Source organism: Yersinia enterocolitica subsp. enterocolitica (assembly GCF_901472495.1).
Taxonomy (GTDB): Bacteria; Pseudomonadota; Gammaproteobacteria; order Enterobacterales; family Enterobacteriaceae; genus Yersinia; species Yersinia enterocolitica.
This window is the reverse complement of sequence record NZ_LR590469.1, coordinates 1,556,735-1,581,431: the sequence shown is the minus strand read 5'-3', so window position 1 is coordinate 1,581,431 and position 24,697 is coordinate 1,556,735. Positions and strand designations below refer to the sequence as shown.

The window sequence follows — 24,697 nt, the reverse complement described above, 5'->3', positions numbered from 1 at the left end:
ATTTAACTTCTTTTACTTTGACAATCGGCTGTGCATTTGCGAAAACATCATAGGAAGAAGAAATTATCTGCGCGCCATAATTTCAGATTTGGTATCAGTGATACCAATCGAAAGCCCTGGAATGTTTTCGATTAATACTGGATGGCATGTGGAGTATGTTCTCGAACAACCGTAGGGGGGATGTTTCTGCGGTTGCTCGTGATGCGCTATCTCTTCCTCAACGCTAATAATCATCGAGTGCCTCGCATGCGATTGGACAGACAGGGTGTGAGATAACAACGTATTGATATATTTGCATAAAACAGGCTGCGGGTCGTTGTTTGCCACATATTCTAAATTTATTGATGATGAGAGTATGTCGCAGACTTAAGGAAATTAAGAGAGACTATAAGATGACAGATAATAAAAAACGTCCGGGGAAAGAGCTTGATCGGATAGATCGTAACATCCTAAATGAATTACAAAAGGATGGGCGTATCTCCAACGTTGAGCTTTCAAAACGAGTAGGGTTGTCACCAACACCATGTCTGGAACGGGTTCGCCGCTTAGAGCGTCAAGGCTTCATTAATGGCTATACTGCACTGCTTAATCCACAATATTTGGATGCATCATTGCTGGTTTTCGTTGAGATTACTCTGAATCGTGGTGCTCCGGATGTGTTTGAGCAATTTAACACCGCAGTACAAAAACTCGATGAAATTCAAGAGTGTCACTTGGTTTCCGGTGATTTTGACTATTTATTGAAAACCCGCGTGCCCGATATGTCTGCTTACCGTAAATTACTCGGTGAGACCTTGCTTCGCCTACCGGGTGTGAATGACACTCGGACCTATGTGGTGATGGAAGAAGTGAAGCAGACTAGCCACTTGGTGATTAAAACGCGATAAACAGGCAGGTGCAAAACCTGAGTAATTTGGTTACACTCCTGTTTATTCATACAGTTTCAGCGCCGGGAAGGTTCTCGGCGTTGTTATTCATACTAGTTAACAGGAACCTGGAGAGCCTTTCTTGAGCCAGGAATATACAGAAGATAAAGAAGTTACTTTGAAAAAACTCAGCAGTGGGCGTCGTTTGCTTGAGGCTGTTTTGATTGTAGTAACCATTTTGGCAGCCTTCCTAATGGCCGCGCTGCTTAGTTTCAATCCTTCAGACCCGAGTTGGTCACAAACCTCATGGCACGAGCCTATCCATAATCTTGGCGGGAGCGTAGGTGCCTGGATGGCTGATACATTGTTTTTCACTTTTGGTGTATTGGCGTATGCAATTCCCGCCATTATGGTGATGTTGTGTTGGGCCGCGTTCCGCCAGCGTGATGCCAGTGAACATATCGATTACTTTGCTCTCTCGCTGCGGCTGATTGGCACGTTAGCGCTGATTTTAACGTCATGCGGGCTGGCTGCCTTAAATATTGATGATCTGTATTACTTCGCCTCAGGTGGGGTAATCGGTAGTCTATTCAGTAATGCCATGTTGCCGTGGTTCAATGGCGTTGGCGCTACCCTGACGTTGCTTTGTATCTGGGCTGTTGGTCTGACGCTTTTCACTGGCTGGTCATGGTTAGTCATTGCGGAGAAGATTGGTGGAGTCGTCTTAGGTTCATTAACATTTATGACTAATCGTTCACGTCGCGAAGAGCGTTATGATAATGAAGATGACGATTACCAAACTGAAGAAGCGAATACCGTCGAGCAAAATAAGGGTGTTGGCGCAAATAATAAAGCGGTAGCAGGTGTCGCCGCGGCTAGCGCACTGGTGGCCAATTCAGCCCATGCAGATGACGACGATGTTTTGTTCTCGGCACCATCTGTAACTGACACGCCAGCCCACCCAATATTGGATGGGGCAATTCCGACAGATGAAATTGTGGCTGAAAGCGATGAGCCATTAAATAATTATGATCCATTATTAAGTACATTGCGTGCGACAGATAATGGCGAACAGCCGGGATTAGCTTCGGCTGGGAATCCGTCTGAACCCATTATCAATCACAGCGCAGTACCGATGGTTGATAATGTCGCCACAACGCCGCCGCTTTATTCTTTTGAGATCCCACAAGACGCGGCGTCTCCTGCGCCAACACGGATTACGCCACCGGTTGAACGGCCTGAGCCTCAACTGGGTTCATGGGATAAACCGGCAACCCCAACCAGCCATTCACCATTTGATTTTTCTGCGGCACAACGCCATAGCGATCAGGTGGAAAATACACCATATATGAATCCAGGGTTAGGCACAGATACAGATAGCCTGGCCGCGATGGGGTCAGTCAGTCGCTCTGGATCTGCTTCTGCTGCTGGGATTGTCGCAGCAAGTGCAGCCGCAGCTACGTTTATGCCAGCATTTACTGCTACCAGTGATAGCAGTTCGCAGGTTAAACAAGGTATAGGACCGGAGTTACCACGGCCTAATCCTGTCCGCATCCCGACAAGGCGCGAGCTGGCATCCTACGGCATCAAACTCCCGTCTCAACGTATCGCGGAGCAGGAGCAACGTGAGCAAGAAGTTCAAACTCCTCAAATACCCGAAACACCGTTTACCGCAGGTGCCATATCTGAAGATGATGATGCATTAGAGCAGGCAATCTTGCGTAAAGCCTTCGCTGATCAGCAATCCGAACGTTATGGGCAATCAGCCGATACGGGAGTGAATACTTTCTCAGCGGTAGAGCCTGAAGATGAGCAAGCCTTACAAGAGGCGGCATTACGACAAGCTTTTGCCGCACAGCAACAACATCGCTATGGCGCAATGCAGGGTGAAAACAGTGACAATAGCCAATATGAACATGCTGTTGTTGAAGAGATGCAGCCTGTTGATACACGCAGTGCCTTCACGTTCTCACCTGTTGCCGATCTGGTTGATGAAAGCCCGCGTGAGCCTTTGTTCACACTGTCTCCGTATGTTGATGAAGCCGCACAGCCTGCAGTTGTGCAAAGTTTTTCAGCACCAGAGCACACTGAACAGGTTTCGGCCTATCAGCCACCAGCGGCAAATCAAACGCACCAAGCATATTCAGGTCAATCAACACCAGTGCAACCTACGGCAACGGCATCAGTACAGCCAGTATCACCGGTGCAGCCAGCTCCGGCGATGGACAGTTTGATTCACCCGTTCCTGATGCGTAATGACCAACCTTTGGTCAAACCGACAACCCCATTGCCTACGCTGGATCTCCTTTCTTCACCGCCAGCGGAAGAAGAGCCGGTTGATATGTTTGCTTTGGAGCAAACAGCTCGCTTGGTCGAAGCGCGGCTAGGGGATTATCGGGTCAAAGCGGAAGTGGTCGGTATTTCACCAGGGCCAGTGATTACCCGCTTTGAACTTGATTTAGCCCCTGGCGTCAAAGCTTCACGTATTTCCAATCTTTCTCGTGACTTGGCTCGCTCGCTATCGGCCATTGCTGTCCGTGTGGTTGAGGTCATTCCTGGCAAGCCTTATGTCGGGCTGGAACTGCCCAATAAACATCGTCAGACCGTTTATTTGCGCGAAGTGCTTGATTGCGCAAAATTCCGTGATAACCCATCACCGTTAGCTATCGTATTGGGTAAAGATATTGCCGGGCAACCGGTAGTGGCTGATCTTGCAAAAATGCCGCACTTGCTGGTGGCGGGTACAACCGGTTCCGGTAAATCGGTTGGTGTTAACGCCATGATCCTCAGCATCTTGTATAAAGCCACGCCAGATGATGTGCGCTTTATCATGATTGACCCGAAAATGTTGGAACTGTCGGTGTATGAGGGCATTCCTCATCTGTTAACCGAAGTGGTTACGGATATGAAGGATGCGGCGAATGCATTGCGCTGGTGTGTTGGTGAAATGGAACGGCGTTATAAGCTGATGTCGGCTTTAGGTGTACGTAACCTCGCTGGGTATAATGAGCGAGTTGCACAAGCTGAAGCTATGGGTCGGCCAATTCCAGATCCATTCTGGAAACCCTCCGATAGTATGGATATCTCACCACCAATGCTGGTGAAATTGCCTTATATCGTCGTTATGGTGGATGAGTTTGCTGACCTGATGATGACGGTGGGTAAGAAAGTTGAAGAGCTGATTGCTCGTTTGGCGCAAAAAGCCCGAGCTGCTGGCATTCATTTGGTTCTGGCAACTCAGCGGCCATCTGTGGATGTGATTACTGGCTTGATTAAAGCCAATATCCCAACCCGTATCGCATTTACGGTTTCCAGCAAGATTGACTCACGAACTATCCTTGATCAGGGGGGAGCGGAATCACTACTGGGTATGGGGGACATGCTGTATATGGCACCTAACTCCTCAATTCCGGTACGTGTTCACGGTGCTTTTGTCCGAGATCAGGAAGTGCATGCAGTTGTTAATGATTGGAAAGCGCGTGGTCGGCCTCAATATATTGAGAGCATTCTCAGTGGTAGCGATGAGGGCGAAGGCGGCAGCCTTGGTCTGGATAGCGACGAAGAGTTGGACCCACTGTTTGATCAGGCGGTGAATTTTGTTTTGGAGAAACGCCGTGCGTCTATCTCCGGTGTGCAGCGCCAGTTCCGTATTGGTTATAACCGAGCTGCACGTATCATTGAACAAATGGAAGCTCAGCAGATTGTCAGTACACCGGGGCATAACGGTAATCGTGAAGTATTGGCGCCACCACCTCATGAGTAACCTTTTACTCTGAGGCAGTTAACATATACCCAATAGATTTCGAGTTGCAGGTCGGCGGCAACCAAATAAACCCAAGGAGTTGAGATAACTCAATGATTTGGGTGAGTGATGGCAGCCAACACCCCGGTATCTTGAAAGATGACGGGTATAGACAGGGCCGCTTTGCGGCCCTTGAGGTTAATGACAAAGTGCCCGTAACGGTGAAAACAGGCAGATCGTAAAGACGCTGTAAACCCGTCCCTGGCGCGGACGCTTTACTCTTCTACCTGTCCTCACCTTGCAAGATCGAGTCGTTGGGGGTTGTCAGCAGTCTGCAGGGCCGCTTTGCGGCCCTTATGCAAAGAAGCGTAACCCCATATTTATCAGAGAATTTTATAAGGTATTTAGAATAATGAAAAAACTGCTTGTTGCTTGCTGTCTGTTATCGGGGTTAATTTCGGCTCACGCGCTGGCCGATGCCAGTTCCGACTTACAAGCTCGCCTGGGCAAGGTGAACAGTTTCCATGCTAACTTCTCGCAAAAAGTGACCAGCTCAGAGGGTACTGCGGTACAAGAAGGCGAGGGTGAGTTATGGGTGAAGCGGCCTAATTTATTTAATTGGCACATGACTTCCCCTGACGAGAGCGTTTTGATTTCTGATGGTGAAACATTGTGGTTCTATAACCCATTTGTTGAACAGGCAACGGCGACCTGGCTGAAAAATGCCACAGGCAATACACCATTTATGCTTATTACTCGTAATAATCCAGATGATTGGAAACAATATAATGTGAAGCAGAAAGGTGATGATTTTGAACTGACGCCGAAAAGTGCCAGCGGCAATCTGAAGCAATTTGCTATCACAGTAACGCCAACGGGCACCATTAAAAGCTTTACGGCGGTTGAGCAAGATGGGCAGCGCAGTGCTTATACGCTGAAAGGCCAGCAAAATAGCTCAGCAGATGCCAGCAAATTTAAGTTTACCCTACCAAAAGGCGTGACGCTGGACGACCAGCGGCAGTGAGGTCAGTGTGAGTAATATGTCCCTCGACTTTTCCCAGAATGAGTTTCAGCCATTGGCCGCGCGTATGCGGCCTTTGACGTTGGAGCAATATATTGGTCAGCAGCATTTGCTGGCTCCGGGTAAACCGTTACCGCGGGCAATCGTTGCCGGGCAATTACACTCAATGATCCTTTGGGGGCCTCCGGGAACCGGAAAAACCACGTTGGCAGAAATTATTGGCCGTTATGGTCAAGCTGATGTTGAACGTATTTCTGCGGTGACCTCTGGCATTAAAGAAATTCGTGAAGCGATTGAACGTGCCCGCCAAAACCGCGACGCGGGGCGGCGAACAATTTTATTTGTTGATGAAGTTCATCGCTTCAATAAAAGCCAGCAAGATGCATTCCTGCCCCATATCGAAGATGGCACGATCACATTTATTGGTGCCACTACTGAAAACCCTTCATTTGAGCTGAACTCGGCTTTGCTCTCCAGGGCTCGGGTTTATTTGCTCAAAGCTCTCACTGCCGCAGACATTGAAAAAGTTATCGATCAAGCAATGTCAGATAGCAGTCGGGGCTATGGTGGGCAGAATATAAAACTGCCAGATGAAACCCGCCGCATGATGTCTGAATTGGTGGGGGGGCGATGCGCGCCGTGCTTTGAATAGCCTTGAAATGATGGCCGATATGGCAGAAATAGATGCCAGCGGGGTTCGAGTGTTAACCCCGGATTTGCTGAAAGAAGTGTCAGGCGAGCGTAGCGCGCGCTTTGATAATAAAGGTGATCGATATTATGACCTCATCTCGGCAGTTCATAAATCAATTCGTGGTTCTGCGCCAGACGCTGCCTTGTATTGGTATGCGCGAATTATTACGGCGGGCGGTGATCCACTTTATGTTGCCCGACGTTTACTGGCTATTGCGTCAGAAGATATTGGCAATGCCGATCCTCGCGCGATGCAAGTGGCGATATCAGCGTGGGATTGTTTTACCCGTGTTGGCCCAGCTGAAGGTGAGCGAGCGATTGCTCAGGCTATTGTTTATCTGGCCTGCGCGCCGAAAAGTAATGCGGTTTACTCGGCGTTTAAAGCAGCAATGCAAGATGCGCGTGATAAACCAGACTTTGATGTGCCGGAACATCTGCGTAATGCGCCAACTAAGCTCATGAAAGAGATGGGGTTGGGGGCTGAATATCGTTATGCCCATGATGAGCAACATGCTTATGCTGCCGGTGAGAACTATTTTCCACCAGAAATGGCCTCGACCCGCTACTATTTACCGTCATCCCGAGGTCTGGAAGGCAAAATTGGTGAAAAGCTGGCATGGCTGGCTGAGCAGGATCAAAATAGCCCGATAAAACGCTACCGCTAGCCTTGCTGTTGCGGTAAGGTTAGCGCTATATAGAACTGCTAAGCGGCTGTTTATGCTGCTTACGTGGTTAAATTCTTTTCAATAACCCTTTATACCCCAAATCATGGCGTTGCTAACAACACTGCAATTCCAGTTTAAGGGTGTAACCATAACTACAAGCACAGGACTAGCATGCTCGATCCCAATATGCTGCGCAATGAGCTAGACGCAGTTGCCGAAAAACTGGCTCGCAGAGGTTTTAAACTTGATGTTGAGATGTTGCGCCAACAAGAAGAGCGCCGCAAAGTTTTACAGGTTGAAACAGAAAGTCTGCAAGCAGAACGTAACTCCCGATCGAAACTGATTGGTGCGGCTAAGGCGCGTGGCGAAGATATCGAACCATTACGTCTTGAAGTCAACGAGTTGGGTGAAAAGCTGGATGCAGCCAAGGCCGAATTGGACAAGTTGCAAAACGAAATCCGCGATCTGGCATTGTCGATTCCTAATCTGCCGGATGATTCGGTTCCAGTGGGTAAAGATGAAAACGATAATCTTGAAGTCAGCCGTTGGGGCGAACCACGCCAGTATGACTTTGAGGTGAGAGATCACGTTTCCTTGGGTGAAATGGCGGGTGGGCTTGATTTTGCCGCCGCGGTGAAACTGACTGGCGCGCGTTTTGTGGTGATGAAAGGGCAAATTGCTCGTATGCACCGCGCATTGGCACAGTTCATGCTGGACTTGCACACTGAAAAACACGGTTATCTGGAAACTTATGTTCCTTATTTAGTTAACCATGCGACTCTGTACGGTACTGGCCAGTTGCCTAAATTTGGTGGTGATCTTTTCCATACCAAACCACTGGAAGAAGAATCTGACAGCAGCAACTATGCATTGATTCCAACGGCAGAAGTGCCGGTGACCAATCTGGTGCGTGATGAGATTCTGGAAGAAGAGTCTCTGCCATTGAAAATGACGGCACATACACCTTGCTTCCGTTCTGAAGCGGGTTCCTATGGCCGTGATACCCGTGGCTTGATCCGTATGCATCAATTCGACAAAGTTGAGATGGTGCAGATAACCCGCCCTGAAGATTCTATGGCGGCACTGGAAGAACTGACCGGTCACGCAGAGAAAGTGCTGCAATTGCTGGAATTGCCATATCGCAAAATGTTGTTGTGTACTGGTGATATGGGCTTTGGCTCCAGCAAAACTTACGACTTGGAAGTGTGGTTGCCAGCGCAGAATACTTATCGCGAAATTTCCTCATGTTCAAACATGTGGGATTTCCAGGCTCGTCGTATGCAAGCACGTTGCCGTAACAAAACTGACAGAAAAACCCGTTTGGTTCATACCCTGAATGGTTCTGGTCTGGCGGTTGGGCGTACTTTGGTTGCAGTGCTGGAAAATTACCAGCAGGCTGATGGCCGTATCCAGGTACCAGAAGTTTTGCGCCCTTATATGGGTGGTTTGGAATTTATTGGTTAGTCACGAGTCAATATATCTCGCTTGATTATCAAGTAGTTATAAAGCGCCTATGGGCGCTTTGAGGTTAATGACAAAGTGCCCGTAACGGTGAAAACAGGTAGATCGTAAAGACGCCGTAAACCCCTCCCTGGGGGCTCGAGCCGCGCCGTCCATGGCGCGGACGCTTTACTCTTCTACCTGTCTTCACCTTGCAAGATTGAGTCGTCGAGGTTTGTCGCAGTCTGAAAGCGCCTACGGGCGCTTTTTCTTTTTTGGGTTATGGCGAATACACAAAATTTATCGCACAGGGATTTATCCAACAACATATTGTGCTATCAACTCTCGTGATGTAATTGACTTTTTTATCACCAGTGGCATGATGCGCTCACTTTCTTGTCCCGACGGCTTCAATCTTATTATGTCCGCATATTCTCGCCCGGTGCTGCTTTTGCTCTGTGGGCTTTTGCTGTTTACGATTTCTATCGCGGTTTTAAATACATTGGTTCCCTTATGGCTATCTCATCAACAATTGCCGACCTGGCAAGTGGGGATGGTAAGTTCATCGTATTTTAGCGGGAATCTGGTTGGGACATTGATTGCCGGGCGGATTATCCAACAACTCGGTTTTAATCGCAGCTACCATTATTCCTGTATATTATTCGCGCTAGCGACGTGCGGGTTAATGCTGTCGGTTGATTTTTGGAGCTGGTTAGGGTGGCGCTTTTTCGCGGGTGTGGCGTGCGCATTAATTTGGGTTATTGTCGAAAGCGCATTATTGCGCAGTGGTACGGTAACCAACCGTGGGCAACTGCTGGCGGCCTATATGATGGTTTACTATCTGGGCACGGTCACTGGGCAATTACTCTTGGGCGTGGTTTCGACTCAACTACTGAGTGTTATTCCGTGGGTCAGTGCTTTGGTCATTACCGCGATGTTGCCGCTGTTATTTGCACATTTTTCTCATCAAGATAGTGGTGATGTACCCCATATCGCCGTTTGGCCGATGCTGAAGCGCCGTAGTGCGCGTTTGGGGATTAATGGCTGCATTATATCCGGTGTGTTATTAGGTTCGCTCTATGGTTTGCTGCCGTTGTATTTATCGCATCAAGGAATGAGTGACGCCAGTGTTGGATGGTGGATGGCGTTGCTGGTCAGTTCAGGGATTATTGGTCAGTGGCCAATAGGCAAAATGGCCGACCGCTATGGTCGTTTGTTGGTACTGCGGATTCAGGTGTTTGTGGTGATTCTCGGTAGTATCGCCATTCTGGGTAACTATGCGCTGGCACCGGCACTGTTTATTTTGGGGTGCGCCGGTTTTACCCTTTATCCTGTCGCCATGGCGTGGGCATGTGAAAAGGTGAGTGCCGATAAATTGGTCGCAATGAATCAGGCGCTATTGATGAGTTATACCATCGGTAGCCTGACCGGCCCGACCATGACTTCATTATTGATGCAGCGCTATTCAGACAATCTATTGTTCATCATGATTGCGGGTGTGGCTTTGGTGTATTTAATGATGTTGCTACGCAAACCCGATCAGCAAAAAACACCATTCGCTGCGGTGTAACCGCCAAAAAAATACCGCCAGCGAGGAAATCTTGCATGGCGGTATTGATTGAAAATCAGCTAGTGTTCTGATGATTATTAGTAGATTACTTTGTGACCATAGCTTTCAAGAATACCTTTCACGCGGTCCATAATCTCCGCGGTAGGGGGCTTGACCCCATCCAGTTTGTATTCTTCGCCCATGGCAATCCATTTGTGCTTACCTAGCTCATGGTAAGGCAACAATTCGATTTTCTCGATATTGGTCATGTTCTGAGTGAACTCACCCAGCATATGAGCAGATTTGTCATCATCTGACCAACCCGGCACCACCACATAACGGATCCAGGTTTTTTGATTACGTTTTGCCAGGTAACGAGCAAATTCCAAGGTTCGGTGATTAGATACGCCGACCAGATTCTGATGCACGCTGTCATCCATCTGTTTTAAATCCAGCATCACTAAATCGGTGGCATCCAGTAATTCATCAATCACCGGATCATAACGGCGCACAAAACCATTGGTATCCAGACAAGTGTGAATACCTTCTTCGTGACAGGCGCGGAACCAATCACGGACAAACTCAGCCTGTAAGATGGCTTCACCACCGGAGGCAGTAACACCGCCACCAGAAGCATTCATAAAATGGCGATAGGTAACGGCTTCTTTGACCAATTCTTCAACGGTAACTTCCTTACCGCCATGGGTGTCCCAGGTATCACGGTTGTGGCAATACAGGCAGCGCATGAGGCAACCCTGGAAGAATACGATAAATCGAATACCAGGGCCGTCAACGGTGCCACAGGATTCGAATGAGTGAATGCGGCCAAGTACGGACATTGCAGGTTACTCCAATACTGGATAAATAAAGGCCCCACGAAGGTGGAGCCTTTTAGTCTAATCTATTTTAGTTAGAACTTATATTGACTGCGTGAATGTACGTGTAATCACATCCTGCTGCTGTTCTTTAGTCAGCGAGTTGAAACGAACAGCGTAGCCTGATACACGGATGGTCAATTGCGGATATTTTTCCGGATTTTCCATCGCATCTAACAGCATTTCGCGGTTCATTACGTTCACGTTCAGGTGTTGACCACCTTCGATGGACGCCTCGTGATGGAAGTAACCATCCATCAGACCTGCCAGGTTAGCTTTACGAACTTCGTCGTCTTTACCCAGTGCGTTTGGCACGATGGAGAAGGTGTAAGAAATACCATCTTTCGCGTAAGCAAACGGCAGTTTAGCAACAGAAGTCAGAGAGGCAACAGCACCTTTCTGGTCACGACCGTGCATTGGGTTAGCACCTGGACCGAATGGAGCGCCAGCGCGGCGGCCATCTGGGGTGTTACCTGTTTTCTTACCATAAACCACGTTAGAGGTGATGGTCAGCACAGACTGAGTTGCGACTGCACCACGGTAAGTACGCAGCTTCTGAATTTTCTTCATGAAGCGCTCAACCAGGTCACAAGCGATGTCATCAACGCGTGAGTCGTTGTTACCAAACTGTGGATATTCGCCTTCGATATTGAAGTCGATAGCCAAGCCATCAGCATCACGAATGGTGCTTACTTTGGCATATTTGATAGCAGACAGGGAGTCAGCAGCAACAGACAGGCCTGCAATACCACACGCCATAGTACGGTAAACATCACGGTCATGCAGGGCCATCAGTGCAGCTTCGTAGCTGTACTTGTCATGCATGTAATGGATGATGTTCAGCGCAGTAACGTATTGTTTAGCCAGCCAATCCATAAAGTGATCCATGCGTTCCATGACTTTGTCATAGTCCAGCACTTCATCCATCATTGGCGCTTCTTTCGGGCCAACCTGGATCTTCATTTTTTCATCAACGCCGCCGTTAATTGCATACAACATGGTTTTCGCCAGGTTGGCACGCGCGCCGAAGAACTGCATTTGTTTACCGACAATCATCGGGCTAACACAACATGCGATGGCATAGTCATCGTTGTTGAAGTCAGGACGCATCAGGTCATCGTTTTCATACTGTACAGATGAAGTATCGATAGACACTTTAGCTGCATATTTTTTGAAGTTCAGTGGCAGCTTTTCAGACCACAGGATGGTCATGTTCGGCTCTGGAGACGGCCCCATGGTGTACAGGGTGTTCAAGAAGCGGAAGCTAGTTTTAGTCACCAGAGTACGGCCATCAACGCCCATACCAGCCAGAGACTCAGTTGCCCAGATTGGGTCACCAGAGAACAGCTCATCATACTCAGGGGTACGCAGGAAGCGAACCATACGCAGTTTCATTACCAAATGGTCAATCAGTTCCTGCGCTTCGATTTCAGTCAGTTTACCTTCTTTCATATCACGTTCGATATAAACATCGAGGAAGGTAGAAACACGGCCGAAGGACATTGCAGCGCCGTTCTGAGATTTAACCGCAGCCAGGTAGCCGAAGTAAGTCCACTGTACTGCTTCTTTGGCGTTAGTTGCTGGCCCAGAAATATCACAACCATATTTGGCTGCCATTTCTTTGATTTGACCCAGAGCGCGATGCTGTTCAGCAATTTCTTCGCGCAGCTGAATGGTCATTTCCAGGTCTTTACCGTTTTCCAGGTCATCCTGCAAAGAGTTGAACTGAGCCAGTTTGTCTTTCATCAGGAAGTCGATACCGTAAACGGCTACACGACGATAGTCACCGATGATACGGCCACGGCCATAAGCATCTGGCAAACCAGTCAGTACACCAGATTTACGGCAGTTCAGGATGTCTTTGGTATAAACGTCAAACACACCTTGGTTATGTGTTTTACGGTATTCGGTGAAGACTTTTTTCAGTTGCGGGTCAAGTTCACGACCGTAAACTTTGCAAGAACCTTCTACCATTTTGATGCCGCCGAATGGGATCAGGGCACGTTTCAATGGTTTTTCAGTCTGCAAACCAACGATGGTTTCCAGATCTTTATTAATGTAGCCAGCATCGTGTGAAATGATGGTCGCTGCTACGTCGGTATCGAAATCAACTGGCGCATGAGTGCGGTTTTCCAGTTTGATACCTTCCATAACTTGCGCCCACAACTTGTCGGTCGCTTCGGTAGAGCCGGCAAGGAAGGACTCATCGCCTTCATAAGGGGTGTAGTTTTTCTGGATGAAGTCACGAACGTTGACTTCTTTTTGCCAGTCACCTTGGGTAAAACCTTGCCATGCTTTGGCCAATTTTTCATTAAGTTCGGTCATAATGCATCTACCTTTTAATGTGAATTTCTTCGAAAACCGTGTGCGGCCACACTTAGTGTTGCTGGTCACCGCGCAGATAAATTACCCAGTAAGTCAAACCTACCAATAATCCGCCACCAATGATGTTGCCGATAGTGACTGGGATCAGGTTATCAATAATAAAGTTACTTACGGTTAAGTTAGCAAATTGCTCAGGTGCTGCTCCTATGGATTGCCAGAACTCAGGCGAAGCAAAGTTTTTAATCACTATACCCATAGGAATCATAAACATATTTGCGATGCTATGCTCAAAACCGCTGGCAACAAACATGCCCACCGGTAAAATCATCGCAAACATTTTGTCCATTATGGTACGGCCGGAGTAGCTCATCCAAACCGCCAGGCAGACCATTAAGTTGGCCAAAATACCCAAACATACTGCTTCAACAAAAGTATGGTGCAATTTGTGGTCGGCTGTTTGTAAAACATTCAAGCCCCATTGACCATTTGCCACAGTATATTGGCCCGCGAACCAAATAAGGCACACGAAGAATAGCGCACCGCACAGGTTCCCAATATAGACATTAACCCAGTTGCATCCCAGTTGACGCCAGGTAATACGGCCACTGGCTTTGGCCACCGTAGTCAGAACAGTAGAAGTGAAAAGATCACCACCACATACCACCACTAACATTAGCCCCAGGGAGAAGCAAATACCACCTACCAACTTGGCAAAACCGAAAGGCACGCCAGCAGTACCGGTAGTCGCTGTAATATAAAAAACAAACGCAATTGAAATAAACACACCAGCAGTAATCGCTAAATAAAAAGTTTTTAGCGGATGCTTGGTGGCTTTATAGACACCGGCATCTTCGGCTACTTTAGCCATTGCCGCAGGTAATAATGCATCGAAGGGGTTGTCAGCTTTCACACTAACTCTCTCTTAAGGGTTAATAAAGCACAACGAGATACTAGCAAAGCAGTATAGCGTGAAAATTGATGTGGATCATATTGCGAGAGTTTAGTTCGCTTTAAAACACTACTAAATGTGTGCTTAATGAGGTTAACTTTTTGATTTTTAAAATAAAAAAATATTTTAAGATTTATAAAAATTTTTGATTACACTGTTTTAAAGCCGTTGAGAACGTTAACTAAAAGCAGCATTTGTAGCTATTTTAACTCACCGTCGTCATTAAAATTTTACTATTTATTTACCTATTTTTCTGCTTTCCATGATGGGTAAATAATGTTTGTTTAAAGGTGCTGTTTTTACCCAAAACGGCGTCAGAAAATAACGTTTTTTTATGACAAAAACAATTGTTGGCTGGTGTCATTGGTATTTATTTTGGTTAGGAATAATTGCAGAAATTAATAGCCGAAAAATTTGCGATAAAAAGCGGAGGTTATTGACAAAGTGCCCGTAACGGTGAAAACAGGCAGATCGTAAAGACGCCGTAAACCCTTCCCTGGGGGCTCGACCCGCGCCGTCCCTGGCGCGGACGCTTTACTCTTCTACCTGCCTTCACCTTGCAAGATCGAGTCGTTGGGTTTTGTCAGCAGTCTGAAGCGGCGCAATGCCGCTTGAGTTTAATGACAAAGTTGCTGATAGTTCAGTGAGTGAAGGGTTTACCGCACCTAGGGGCGCTGCGGTCGCTTACGCGACTACGATCCCAACGGCCCGATTCCCCTTCAATTGACTTTGTCAGCTCCGACAGATAATTAACTGAAATCTATAGGGCCGAAGAGTTACTCGCTTTTTGCCCAATAACGGCGTTTCGCCGCCTGCAATTTAGCGTAAGCACCCAACAGCGCCTGGTGTGCTGGCAGGGCTTTGAGATCTTCATCCACACTGAACAGGCCATTGAAGCGCTCTTCACCGGCGATGGCTGCGGATGCAGCCTCTACAGCTTCCTGACCATACATCTTCACGAATGCATTGTAATATTGCGCTGGGTCGCGGTCTGGCTCTTGAGTTAACAGCAACAGAGTTTGTAGGCAACGATAGTAGTTTGCCTGTTTTGCGGTAAAGACCGAAGAGTTGAAATCTTGCGTCCATTCCACCCAAATCAGCGCCTGCTCCAAATCACCGCCAGCCAGCGCCAGCATAGATTTCAACTCACCCACCCGCAGTGTGTACCAGCCGTTATCTTTACCGGAGGCAATACCCAGCAGCTCGCGGACGCGGGCGAAATCATCCAACCCTTCATCATCCAGAGTCTGAATGAGTTCCAGATACTGCTCTGGTTGCCAATCACTGTCTGGCAGCGCCAGCAAGGTATCACGCAGGTGCACGCCCATGGTGTTGTTCGCCATCAGCAGATCTTCAGCTGGATAAATATCAGACATCCCCGGCACCAAAATTCGGCAAGCATACACTCCTAAGTGTTCATAATCAGCGATGTACACTTCTGCGTCTTCTTGCTTGAAGATAGCCATTAAGGTGGCAAACTCTTCTTCTGTCGTACCTTTAAAGCTCCAATCCACGAAGGGATAATCAGCCTGTTGTTTAAACATATCCCAGCTGATTAAACCGCTTGAATCGATAAAGTGTGTTTCCAGATTGGTATGTTCGGCTACTTCTTCATCATCAAAGGTTGGCGCGGTGAATACATCTAAGTCTTTGAGGCTACGGCCTTGCAATAGCTCAGTGACGGTACGCTCAAGGGCCACACCGAAGTCTGGATGTGCGCCGAATGAAGCAAAACATGTTCCGTTTGACGGGTTAAACAACACCACACAAATTACCGGGTATTTGCCACCTAAAGAGGCATCGTATGACAGGATCGGGAAACCTTCCTCTTCCAGTTTTGCGATAGCTTCTACCACGCCCGGATAGCGGTTTAACACCTCGGTCGGGATTTCCGGCAAGCTGATAGATTCCGCGATAATGCGATTCTTCACTGAACGTTCAAACACTTCGGATAATGCCTGTACGCGAGCTTCATTGGCGGTATTGCCCGCAGACATGCCGTTTGAAACATACAGATTGCCGATAATATTCATTGGAATATAGACGGTTTCTAAATCTGATTGGCGGGTGAATGGCAGAGAGCAAATACCGCGCGCCGCATTCCCTGACTGCAAATCCACCAGGTCACTGGCGACCAGTTCGTTTTCTGGATCGTAAAACGCCAGCAAGCGCTCATCCAGAATACCTTCCGGTAATAAATCATCTTCAGGAATTGGGAACCATTTCTCATTTGGGTAGTGAACGAAATCACCCTCAGCAATAGCTTTACCCAGATAGAAGTCGGCAAAGAAATAGTTAGTGGATAAACGCTCGAAATATTCACCCAAGGCCGACGCCAGTGCGGCTTTCTTGCTGGCACCTTTACCGTTGGTAAAGCACAGCGGGCAGTCACGATCGCGGATATGTACCGACCAAACGTGAGGAACTGGGTTCAGCCAGGAGGCTTCTTCAATATTAAAACCGAGGTCGCTCAGTTTTTGCTGAAAGCGGGAGATAGAGTCTTCCAGCGCGGCGTCTTTGCCGGGAATAAAGGTTTGGGTCATGGTCTTCACTTTTTGGCGGTACTAAAAACGCGCAATCATACGGGTTTTTAGTTAATAGCTCCATGTATTCCTAAAGCACAGTAAATGTCACAGTTTTCGTGTGGATATTCCGGATAATTCACTAGCTTATAAATAATGGAGTCATAATATGAAATCTATAAAGCTAACTGTCTTAGCCGGAATCTTAGCAGGGATCAGCGGTTCGGCCTTTGCTCTGCCCAATATTACCTTATTGGCGACCGGGGGAACTATTGCCGGTGGCGGTGATTCAGCCACTAAATCTAACTATACTGCGGGCAAACTAGGGGTCGATGCTCTGGTTAACGCTGTGCCAGAAATGAAAAAACTCGCCAATATTCAGGGTGAGCAAGTGGTCAATATCGGTTCTCAGGATATGAATGATGAAGTTTGGCTGAAATTAGCGAAAAAAATTAATGCTGATTGTGCCAAAACCGACGGATTCGTCATCACTCATGGGACTGATACATTGGAGGAAACTGCCTATTTCCTCGATTTAACTGTCAATTGTGATAAGCCTGTGGTGATGGTTGGGGCAATGCGCCCGGCCACCGCTCTGGGGGCAGACGGTCCGCTTAATCTCTACAACGCCGTGGTGGTTGCCAGTGACCCTAACTCCGCTAAACGCGGCGTGCTGGTGGCGATGAATGATACGGTGTTAACCGGCCGTGATGTCATGAAAACCAACACCACTTCGGTGCAAACTTTCCAATCACCTAATACTGGCCCTCTGGGCTATATCTATGATGGTAAAGTGAACTATCTTCATCAGCCTGCACCACGCCAGCCAGCCTTTGATATCAGCAAGCTAAATGAGTTACCGAAAGTGGGTATTATTTATAACTATGCCAATGCCTCTGACTTACCCGCTAAGGCATTGATTGAAGATGGTTATAAAGGAATTGTCAGTGCCGGTGTGGGTAACGGTAACCTGTATAAAACAGTATTCGATACGTTGGCAACTGCGGCACACAATGGCGTCGCGGTAGTGCGTTCATCCCGTGTCCCCACTGGCTCTACCACCGAAGATGCTGAAGTGGATGATACCAAATATGGCTTTGTTGCTTCTGGCTCACTTAATCCACAAAAAGCACGGGTACTGCTGCAATTGGCATTAACCCAAACGCAAAAACCGCAAGAAATTCAAAAGTTGTTCCACGCGTATTGATAGATCCAATCTTTGACGGAGGCTTCGGCCTCCGTATCTATTTATTACCGGTAATCTGAAATAAAAATGCTAATCCCTTCAACCAGCTACCTTTAATGGGAGTGCGGCAATGCTTTGTCTCTTTTTGATGGCAGGATAACAATAAATGAAAACTTTCGATTTCAACCGGATGGCATTGGATAAATTCCCTATCGAATTTTTAGCCGAGGTGGGTATCCGGTGTTTATTCACCTTTGTATTGGTCTTTTTATTTCTCAAACTGAGTGGTCGCCGTGGTGTGCGGCAGATGTCGCTATTTGAAGTGGTTATCATTCTGACTCTTGGCTCAGCCGCTGGTGATGTCACTTTTTATGAAGACGTGCCGATGCTGCCGGTGGTCATGGTATTTGTCAGTATTATGTTTTTGTATCGCTTATCCACTTTTCTCATGTCGCGTAGTGAGAAAATCCAGCAGTGGATGGAAGGGAAGCCGCTCATCATTATTAGTGATGGGATATTTGTTTGGGAAACCATGCAGCAGGAAAATATTACGCACGATGAGTTTTTTATGGAGTTACGCCAACAAGGCGTCGAGCATCTTGGTCAAGTGCGGCTGGCTATTCTGGAGGTCAATGGCGCTATCAGTGTCTTTTTCTTTAGCAAAGATAAGGTTAAACCGGGCCTGCCTGTACTCCCTAAATGCTGTATTAAGCCCTTAGTTAATATAGAAAAACCGGGTGAATACGCCTGTAGCCAATGTAGCCTTATTATCACGTTATCCAATAATTCCAGTGCAACTTGTCAACGCTGTGGTCACCACCACTGGGTCGAGGCGTTGCGTCATCAACGGGAAAAATGAGTTATCTATCATGCAACAAGGTCATGACTGCGCTACTTTTGGTGAATAACTTCAAATTAATGGCAGCTTAGCGCACAGACTGCTGTTGTAGCGGCTAAGTGTTTCTCCCTTGCTGGCGAATAACCGTTGCAGCAGGCGGAGTCGAATGATAAAACCGAGTGAGGATTTATAACGATGGCAATCTCAGTTGAGTGCGGTGAGGGGAAATGACACAGGTTTATAATTTTAGCGCAGGGCCTGCAATGCTGCCGGTCGAAGTTTTACGTCGTGCGGAACAGGAATTACGTAACTGGCACGGTCTGGGTACGTCGGTCATGGAGATCAGCCATCGCAGTAAAGAATTTATGCAGGTAGCTGAAGAGGCAGAAAAAGATCTGCGCGATCTGATGCAGATCCCGGCCAATTATAAAGTGTTATTTTGTCATGGCGGAGCACGTGCGCAGTTTGCCGCAGTGCCACTGAATTTACTGGGTGACAGCCGCAGCGCTGATTACATTGACGGTGGCTATTGGGCGCACAGTGCGGTCAAAGAAGCTCAAAAATATTGCACGCCGAATGTGATTGATGTGACGACGCATGATAACGGCGTGACAGGCATTGCGCCGATGAAACAATGGAAATTGAGTGATAATGCCGCCTATGTACATTATTGCCCGAATGAAACCATTGACGGGCTGGCTATCAACGAAGAACCTGACTTTGGTAACAAAGTTGTGGTTGCCGATTACTCCTCATCCATTCTCTCTCGCCCGATTGATGTCAGCCGCTATGGTGTCATTTATGCCGGTGCCCAAAAGAATATCGGCCCAGCTGGTCTGACAGTGGTTATCGTGCGTGAAGATTTGCTTGGTAAAGCGCGCACTGAGCTGCCATCTATCCTTGATTATAAGGTTTTGGCAGAGAACGACTCGATGTTCAACACGCCGCCGACTTTCGCCTGGTATCTGTCCGGCCTGGTATTTAAGTGGCTGAAAGAACAGGGCGGTTTAGGCGAAATGGGGAAACGTAATCAGGCGAAAGCTGAATTACTGTATGGCGCTATCGACCGCACTGATTTCTATCGCAATCAGGTCGCGACCGCGAATCGTTCTTGGATGAATGTACCGTTCCAAATGATTGATCCTTCACTGGACAAATTGTTCTTAAGTGAAGCAGAGGCCCAAGGTCTGCAAGCCTTAAAAGGCCACCGTGTTGCTGGTGGGATGCGTGCCTCTATCTATAACGCGATGCCAATTGAAGGCGTAAAAGCATTAACCGATTTTATGGCTGAGTTTGAGCGTCGCCACGGTTGATTGCTCTGGGCGGATGTTGGTCTGCTCCGACTGAGTTATCACCCTTATTTAAAATGTATTTATTTGCACACAGAAGACTGGAGAGTGCTTTTCCCATGCTGGAATCCCTGACTTTACACCCCATTGCCCTGATTAATGGCACCGTTAATTTACCCGGTTCTAAAAGTGTTTCTAACCGTGCACTTCTTCTGGCAGCGCTGGCCGAGGGGACAACTCAGCTGAATAACTTGTTAGACAGTGATGACATTCGCCATATGCTTAATGCTCTACAGGCATTGGGGGTGAAATATCGCCTGTCTGCTGATCGTACCCGCTGTGAGGTTGATGGATTGGGCGGCAAATTGGTTGCTGAACAGCCATTAGAATTGTTTTTGGGTAATGCCGGCACGGCCATGCGCCCATTGGCTGCGGCACTGTGCCTGGGGAAAAATGACATTGTATTGACCGGCGAACCACGCATGAAAGAGCGGCCAATTGGTCATTTGGTTGATGCATTGCGTCAGGGCGGAGCACAGATTGATTATCTGGAGCAAGAAAACTACCCGCCGTTGCGCATACGCGGGGGCTTTCGTGGCGGTAAACTCACCGTAGACGGCAGTGTTTCCAGTCAATTCCTCACGGCACTTTTGATGACCGCTCCCTTAGCTGAACAAGATACTGAAATTCAGATCCAAGGGGAGTTGGTGTCTAAGCCTTATATCGACATTACGTTGCATCTGATGAAAGCCTTCGGTGTGGATGTCGTTCATGAAAATTATCAGATTTTTCATATTAAAGGCGGGCAGACTTACCGCTCACCAGGTATCTATCTGGTTGAAGGTGATGCGTCTTCTGCATCTTATTTCCTCGCCGCAGCTGCTATCAAAGGTGGAACAGTCCGCGTAACCGGCATTGGTAAACAAAGTGTACAAGGTGATACCAAGTTTGCTGATGTACTGGAGAAAATGGGCGCTAAAATCAGTTGGGGTGATGATTATATCGAGTGCAGCCGTGGTGAATTACAGGGTATCGATATGGATATGAACCATATTCCTGATGCTGCAATGACCATTGCTACCACCGCACTGTTTGCCGACGGCCCGACTGTTATTCGTAATATCTATAACTGGCGAGTGAAGGAAACCGACCGCTTATCCGCGATGGCGACTGAATTGAGAAAAGTGGGCGCGGAAGTGGAAGAGGGGCAAGACTACATTCGGGTGGTGCCCCCTGCGCAGCTAATCGCAGCCGAAATAGGGACTTATAATGACCACCGCATGGCGATGTGTTTCTCGCTGGTGGCTTTATCTGACACGCCGGTGACTATCCTTGATCCGAAATGTACCGCGAAAACATTCCCTGACTACTTTGAACAACTGGCCCGATTGAGCCAGATAGCCTAATCATCAGCTTCAGATGGGTGTCGTTCGACACCCATTTCTTATCGGTTATATCGGCTAGAAAATAAATATTTCCTGTCTATCTTTCTTATCTCTTCTACACTTCTGCTACCGCCGATGGTTTTATTTTCAGCAACTAAACACCGCAGGGTAACAGTTCACTCCGATGCAGCGTATAATATGGCTCCTGTGTTTGCCCTGCTGGGTGGACAAGAGGTTTTGCCTACCGAAAGGAGAGAGAAATGACGGCGTCAGCCCCGGTGATAACCGTTGATGGACCAAGTGGTGCAGGTAAAGGTACGCTTTGCAAAGCATTGGCTGAATCGTTGGACTGGCGTTTGCTGGATTCTGGTGTGATTTACCGTGTTTTAGCTTTAGCTGCGCTGCATCATCAAGTTGATATCAGCACCGAAGAGGCATTAGTTCCACTTGCCGCACATCTCGATGTTCGTTTTGTCTCACAGAATGGGCAGTTAAAAGTGATTTTAGAAGGTGAAGACGTCAGTAATGAGATCCGCACCGAAACTGTGGGGAATACGGCATCTCAGGCGGCAGCGTTTCCTCGAGTGCGTGAAGCACTATTGCGCCGCCAGCGGGCTTTCCGTGAACCGCCCGGCCTGATTGCCGATGGCCGTGACATGGGAACCGTGGTGTTTCCAGACGCGCCGGTGAAAATATTTCTTGATGCAAGTTCGCAAGAACGAGCACACAGACGTATGCTACAGTTGCAGGAAAAGGGGTTTAATGTTAACTTTGAACGTCTTTTGTCCGAGATACAGGAGCGAGACTCTCGCGATCGTAATCGGGCTATTGCACCTTTAGTCCCTGCTACAGATGCGTTGGTACTGGATTCAACCAGTATGTCCATCGAGCAGGTGATCGAACAGGCGCTGGCGTATGCCCAACGAATTCTGGCGTTGCCGTTAAAAAAATAACGACAATGCGGTCAGTTCTGAGCTCTCAACGATTTATTTTTTAAATAAAATTATTTTTGATGAGCACTTTAACCTTGCTGCAAGGATGTGTGGCGAGGCATGTGAAACAACCCCATCCGGCGGGATGCTAGATGGACGTTAAACTTAAGAATCCTGAAGATTATAAACATGACAGAATCTTTTGCTCAACTCTTTGAAGAATCCCTGAAAACAATTGAAACACGTCCGGGCTCTATCGTCCGTGGTGTTGTTGTTTCTATCGATAAAGATATCGTACTGGTTGACGCCGGTCTGAAATCTGAGTCAGCAATTCCAGCAGAACAGTTCAAGAACGCGCAAGGCGAACTGGAAATTCAAGTCGGTGACGAAGTTGACGTTGCTCTGGACGCTGTTGAAGACGGCTTCGGTGAAACTCTGCTGTCCCGTGAAAAAGCTAAGCGTCACGAAGCATGGCTGATGCTGGAAAAGGCTTACGAAGAAGCTGCAACCGTTACTGGTGTGATCAACGGCAAAGTGAAGGGCGGCTTTACAGTCGAACTGAACGGCATCCGTGCGTTCCTGCCTGGTTCACTGGTTGATGTGCGTCCAGTTCGCGATACTCTGCATCTGGAAGGCAAAGAGCTTGAGTTCAAAGTCATCAAGCTGGATCAGAAACGCAACAACGTGGTTGTTTCTCGTCGTGCAGTTATCGAATCTGAGAACAGCGCTGAGCGTGATCAATTGCTGGAAAACCTGCAAGAAGGCATGGAAGTTAAGGGTATCGTTAAGAACCTGACTGACTACGGTGCATTCGTTGATCTGGGTGGCGTTGATGGCTTGCTGCACATTACTGACATGGCTTGGAAACGTGTTAAACACCCAAGCGAAATCGTCAATGTGGGCGACGAAATCACTGTTAAAGTTCTGAAATTCGACCGCGAACGTACTCGTGTATCCCTTGGCTTGAAACAGCTGGGCGAAGATCCATGGGTTGCTATCGCTAAACGTTACCCAGAAAGCACCAAGCTGACTGGCCGTGTAACTAACCTGACTGATTACGGCTGCTTCGTAGAAATCGAAGAAGGCGTTGAAGGTCTGGTACACGTTTCAGAAATGGATTGGACCAACAAAAACATTCACCCGTCTAAAGTTGTTAACGTTGGCGACGTAGTGGAAGTTATGGTTCTGGACATCGATGAAGAACGTCGTCGTATTTCTCTGGGCCTGAAACAGTGCAAATCTAACCCATGGCAGCTGTTTGCAGAAACCCACAACAAAAATGACCGCGTTGAAGGTAAAATCAAGTCTATCACTGACTTCGGTATCTTCATCGGCCTGGACGGCGGCATCGACGGCCTGGTTCACCTGTCTGACATCTCCTGGAACGTTGCAGGCGAAGAAGCAGTTCGTGAATACAAGAAAGGCGACGAAATCGCAGCTGTGGTTCTGCAAGTTGACGCAGAACGTGAGCGTATCTCCTTGGGCGTGAAACAACTGGCAGAAGATCCGTTCAATAACTACCTGTCTGTTAACAAGAAAGGTGCTATTGTTACTGGTAAAGTCACTGCAGTTGACGCTAAAGGTGCTACAGTTGAATTAGCAGGCGGCGTAGAAGGTTATCTGCGTGCTTCTGAAGCAACTCGCGACCGCGTTGAAGATGCAACGCTGGTTCTGAACGTCGGTGATGAAGTTGAAGCCAAATATACTGGTGTTGACCGCAAAAACCGCGTAATCAGCCTGTCTGTTCGTGCTAAAGACGAAGCTGATGAGAAAGATGCTATTGCTACAGTGAACAACAAGCCAGAAGAAGGCAACTTCTCTAGCGCAATGGCAGAAGCGTTCAAAGCTGCAAAAGGCGAGTAATAATAACGGGGGCGGTTTTCCCCGCCCCTATACGGTAGTTTAGCTGCAAAGCTTGGAGGTAATATGACCAAGTCTGAACTTATTGAAAGACTTGCTGGCCAGCAATCTCACGTACCAACTAAAGTCGTTGAGGATGCAGTGAAAGAAATGCTTGAACATATGGCTGGAACACTAGCTGAAGGTGAGCGCATTGAGATCCGCGGATTTGGCAGTTTTTCTCTTCACTACCGTGCTCCGCGTGTTGGTCGTAATCCAAAGACCGGCGCTAAAGTTGAGTTGGAAGGTAAGTACGTTCCACACTTTAAGCCAGGTAAAGAGTTACGCGATCGCGCGAATATCTACGGTTAAGTTGTATACAACTAATCGCGTTATTATGTAAAGCTGATACGAAACGGTGCCTCTAAGGGCACCGTTTTTATTTTGGCATTTCATTCTTTATTCCTCCTAATTTGTTCGTCATAAAACAAGTCTCTCCTCAATAACACTCCGGCATGTTCTCGCTTATTTTAGATACATCCCGCATTTCTAGTGCTGATGCTGTAACAAGCTAAAACTGTTAG

16 protein-coding genes and 1 pseudogene are annotated in these 24,697 nt (G+C 47.7%); 13 read left to right on the top strand and 4 right to left on the bottom strand.

Going from position 1 to position 24,697, the window contains the following annotated elements; all coding sequences use genetic code 11:
* The first annotated feature begins 392 nt into the window (after window positions 1–392).
* From lrp to FGL26_RS07490, 6 genes and pseudogenes are all read left to right on the top strand, one after another.
* The gene (gene lrp, locus FGL26_RS07515; RefSeq protein WP_005162770.1) at window positions 393–887 is read left to right on the top strand and encodes a leucine-responsive transcriptional regulator Lrp; all 495 of its coding nucleotides are present in this window, start codon (window positions 393–395) and stop codon (window positions 885–887) included.
* A gap of 121 nt (window positions 888–1,008) precedes the next feature.
* Window positions 1,009–4,629: a DNA translocase FtsK gene (locus FGL26_RS07510; protein WP_005171070.1), complete on the top strand. Its 3,621-nt coding sequence runs from the start codon at window positions 1,009–1,011 to the stop codon at window positions 4,627–4,629.
* A 391-nt stretch (window positions 4,630–5,020) separates the two neighbouring features.
* A complete protein-coding gene (lolA, locus tag FGL26_RS07505) occupies window positions 5,021–5,632 on the top strand; it encodes an outer membrane lipoprotein periplasmic chaperone LolA (protein WP_005171053.1) in 612 nt (203 codons plus the stop codon).
* 7 nt (window positions 5,633–5,639) lie between these two features.
* Window positions 5,640–6,984: pseudogene (locus FGL26_RS07500) on the top strand (replication-associated recombination protein A).
* Between the two features lie 171 nt (window positions 6,985–7,155).
* Window positions 7,156–8,448 (top strand): serine--tRNA ligase, encoded by a 1,293-nt coding sequence (serS, locus tag FGL26_RS07495; RefSeq protein ID WP_005162747.1) that lies wholly within the window; start codon window positions 7,156–7,158, stop codon window positions 8,446–8,448.
* Window positions 8,449–8,845: 397 nt separating this feature from the next.
* Entirely contained in the window at window positions 8,846–9,994 is a 1,149-nt protein-coding gene (locus FGL26_RS07490; protein WP_005171044.1) for an MFS transporter, read from the top strand.
* A gap of 77 nt (window positions 9,995–10,071) precedes the next feature.
* Here the strand turns inward: FGL26_RS07490 and pflA are convergent, their stop codons facing one another.
* The 4 genes from pflA to ycaO all read right to left on the bottom strand — a co-directional run bounded on the left by pflA (window position 10,072) and on the right by ycaO (window position 16,665).
* Window positions 10,072–10,812, bottom strand: a complete 741-nt coding sequence (pflA, locus tag FGL26_RS07485) for a pyruvate formate lyase 1-activating protein (RefSeq protein WP_005171041.1) — start codon at window positions 10,810–10,812, stop codon at window positions 10,072–10,074.
* A gap of 78 nt (window positions 10,813–10,890) precedes the next feature.
* Complete coding sequence (pflB, locus tag FGL26_RS07480; RefSeq protein ID WP_005166521.1) at window positions 10,891–13,173, bottom strand: formate C-acetyltransferase; 2,283 nt, start codon at window positions 13,171–13,173, stop codon at window positions 10,891–10,893.
* A gap of 52 nt (window positions 13,174–13,225) precedes the next feature.
* Window positions 13,226–14,083 carry a formate transporter FocA gene (gene focA / locus FGL26_RS07475; RefSeq protein WP_005166519.1) on the bottom strand — a complete coding sequence of 286 codons (858 nt, stop codon included), beginning with the start codon at window positions 14,081–14,083 and terminating at the stop codon, window positions 13,226–13,228.
* Between the two features lie 815 nt (window positions 14,084–14,898).
* Window positions 14,899–16,665, bottom strand: coding sequence for a 30S ribosomal protein S12 methylthiotransferase accessory factor YcaO (gene ycaO / locus FGL26_RS07470; RefSeq protein ID WP_005171039.1), 1,767 nt, complete (start codon window positions 16,663–16,665; stop codon window positions 14,899–14,901).
* A 148-nt stretch (window positions 16,666–16,813) separates the two neighbouring features.
* Here ycaO and ansB point away from each other — a divergent pair, with 148 nt between their 5' ends.
* From ansB to ihfB, 7 genes are all read left to right on the top strand, one after another.
* Window positions 16,814–17,851 (top strand): L-asparaginase 2, encoded by a 1,038-nt coding sequence (ansB, locus tag FGL26_RS07465; RefSeq protein ID WP_005171031.1) that lies wholly within the window; start codon window positions 16,814–16,816, stop codon window positions 17,849–17,851.
* 145 nt (window positions 17,852–17,996) lie between these two features.
* Window positions 17,997–18,689, top strand: coding sequence for a DUF421 domain-containing protein (locus FGL26_RS07460; protein ID WP_005171029.1), 693 nt, complete (start codon window positions 17,997–17,999; stop codon window positions 18,687–18,689).
* A gap of 206 nt (window positions 18,690–18,895) precedes the next feature.
* Window positions 18,896–19,981: a 3-phosphoserine/phosphohydroxythreonine transaminase gene (serC, locus tag FGL26_RS07455; protein ID WP_005171026.1), complete on the top strand. Its 1,086-nt coding sequence runs from the start codon at window positions 18,896–18,898 to the stop codon at window positions 19,979–19,981.
* A 95-nt stretch (window positions 19,982–20,076) separates the two neighbouring features.
* The gene (gene aroA, locus FGL26_RS07450) at window positions 20,077–21,363 is read left to right on the top strand and encodes a 3-phosphoshikimate 1-carboxyvinyltransferase (protein WP_005171024.1); all 1,287 of its coding nucleotides are present in this window, start codon (window positions 20,077–20,079) and stop codon (window positions 21,361–21,363) included.
* A gap of 239 nt (window positions 21,364–21,602) precedes the next feature.
* Window positions 21,603–22,295, top strand: coding sequence for a (d)CMP kinase (gene cmk / locus FGL26_RS07445; protein ID WP_138060225.1), 693 nt, complete (start codon window positions 21,603–21,605; stop codon window positions 22,293–22,295).
* A gap of 168 nt (window positions 22,296–22,463) precedes the next feature.
* Window positions 22,464–24,137 (top strand): 30S ribosomal protein S1, encoded by a 1,674-nt coding sequence (gene rpsA, locus FGL26_RS07440; RefSeq protein WP_004391091.1) that lies wholly within the window; start codon window positions 22,464–22,466, stop codon window positions 24,135–24,137.
* Window positions 24,138–24,200: 63 nt separating this feature from the next.
* Complete coding sequence (ihfB, locus tag FGL26_RS07435) at window positions 24,201–24,485, top strand: integration host factor subunit beta (protein WP_005159907.1); 285 nt, start codon at window positions 24,201–24,203, stop codon at window positions 24,483–24,485.
* The last annotated feature ends 212 nt before the right edge of the window (window positions 24,486–24,697 follow it).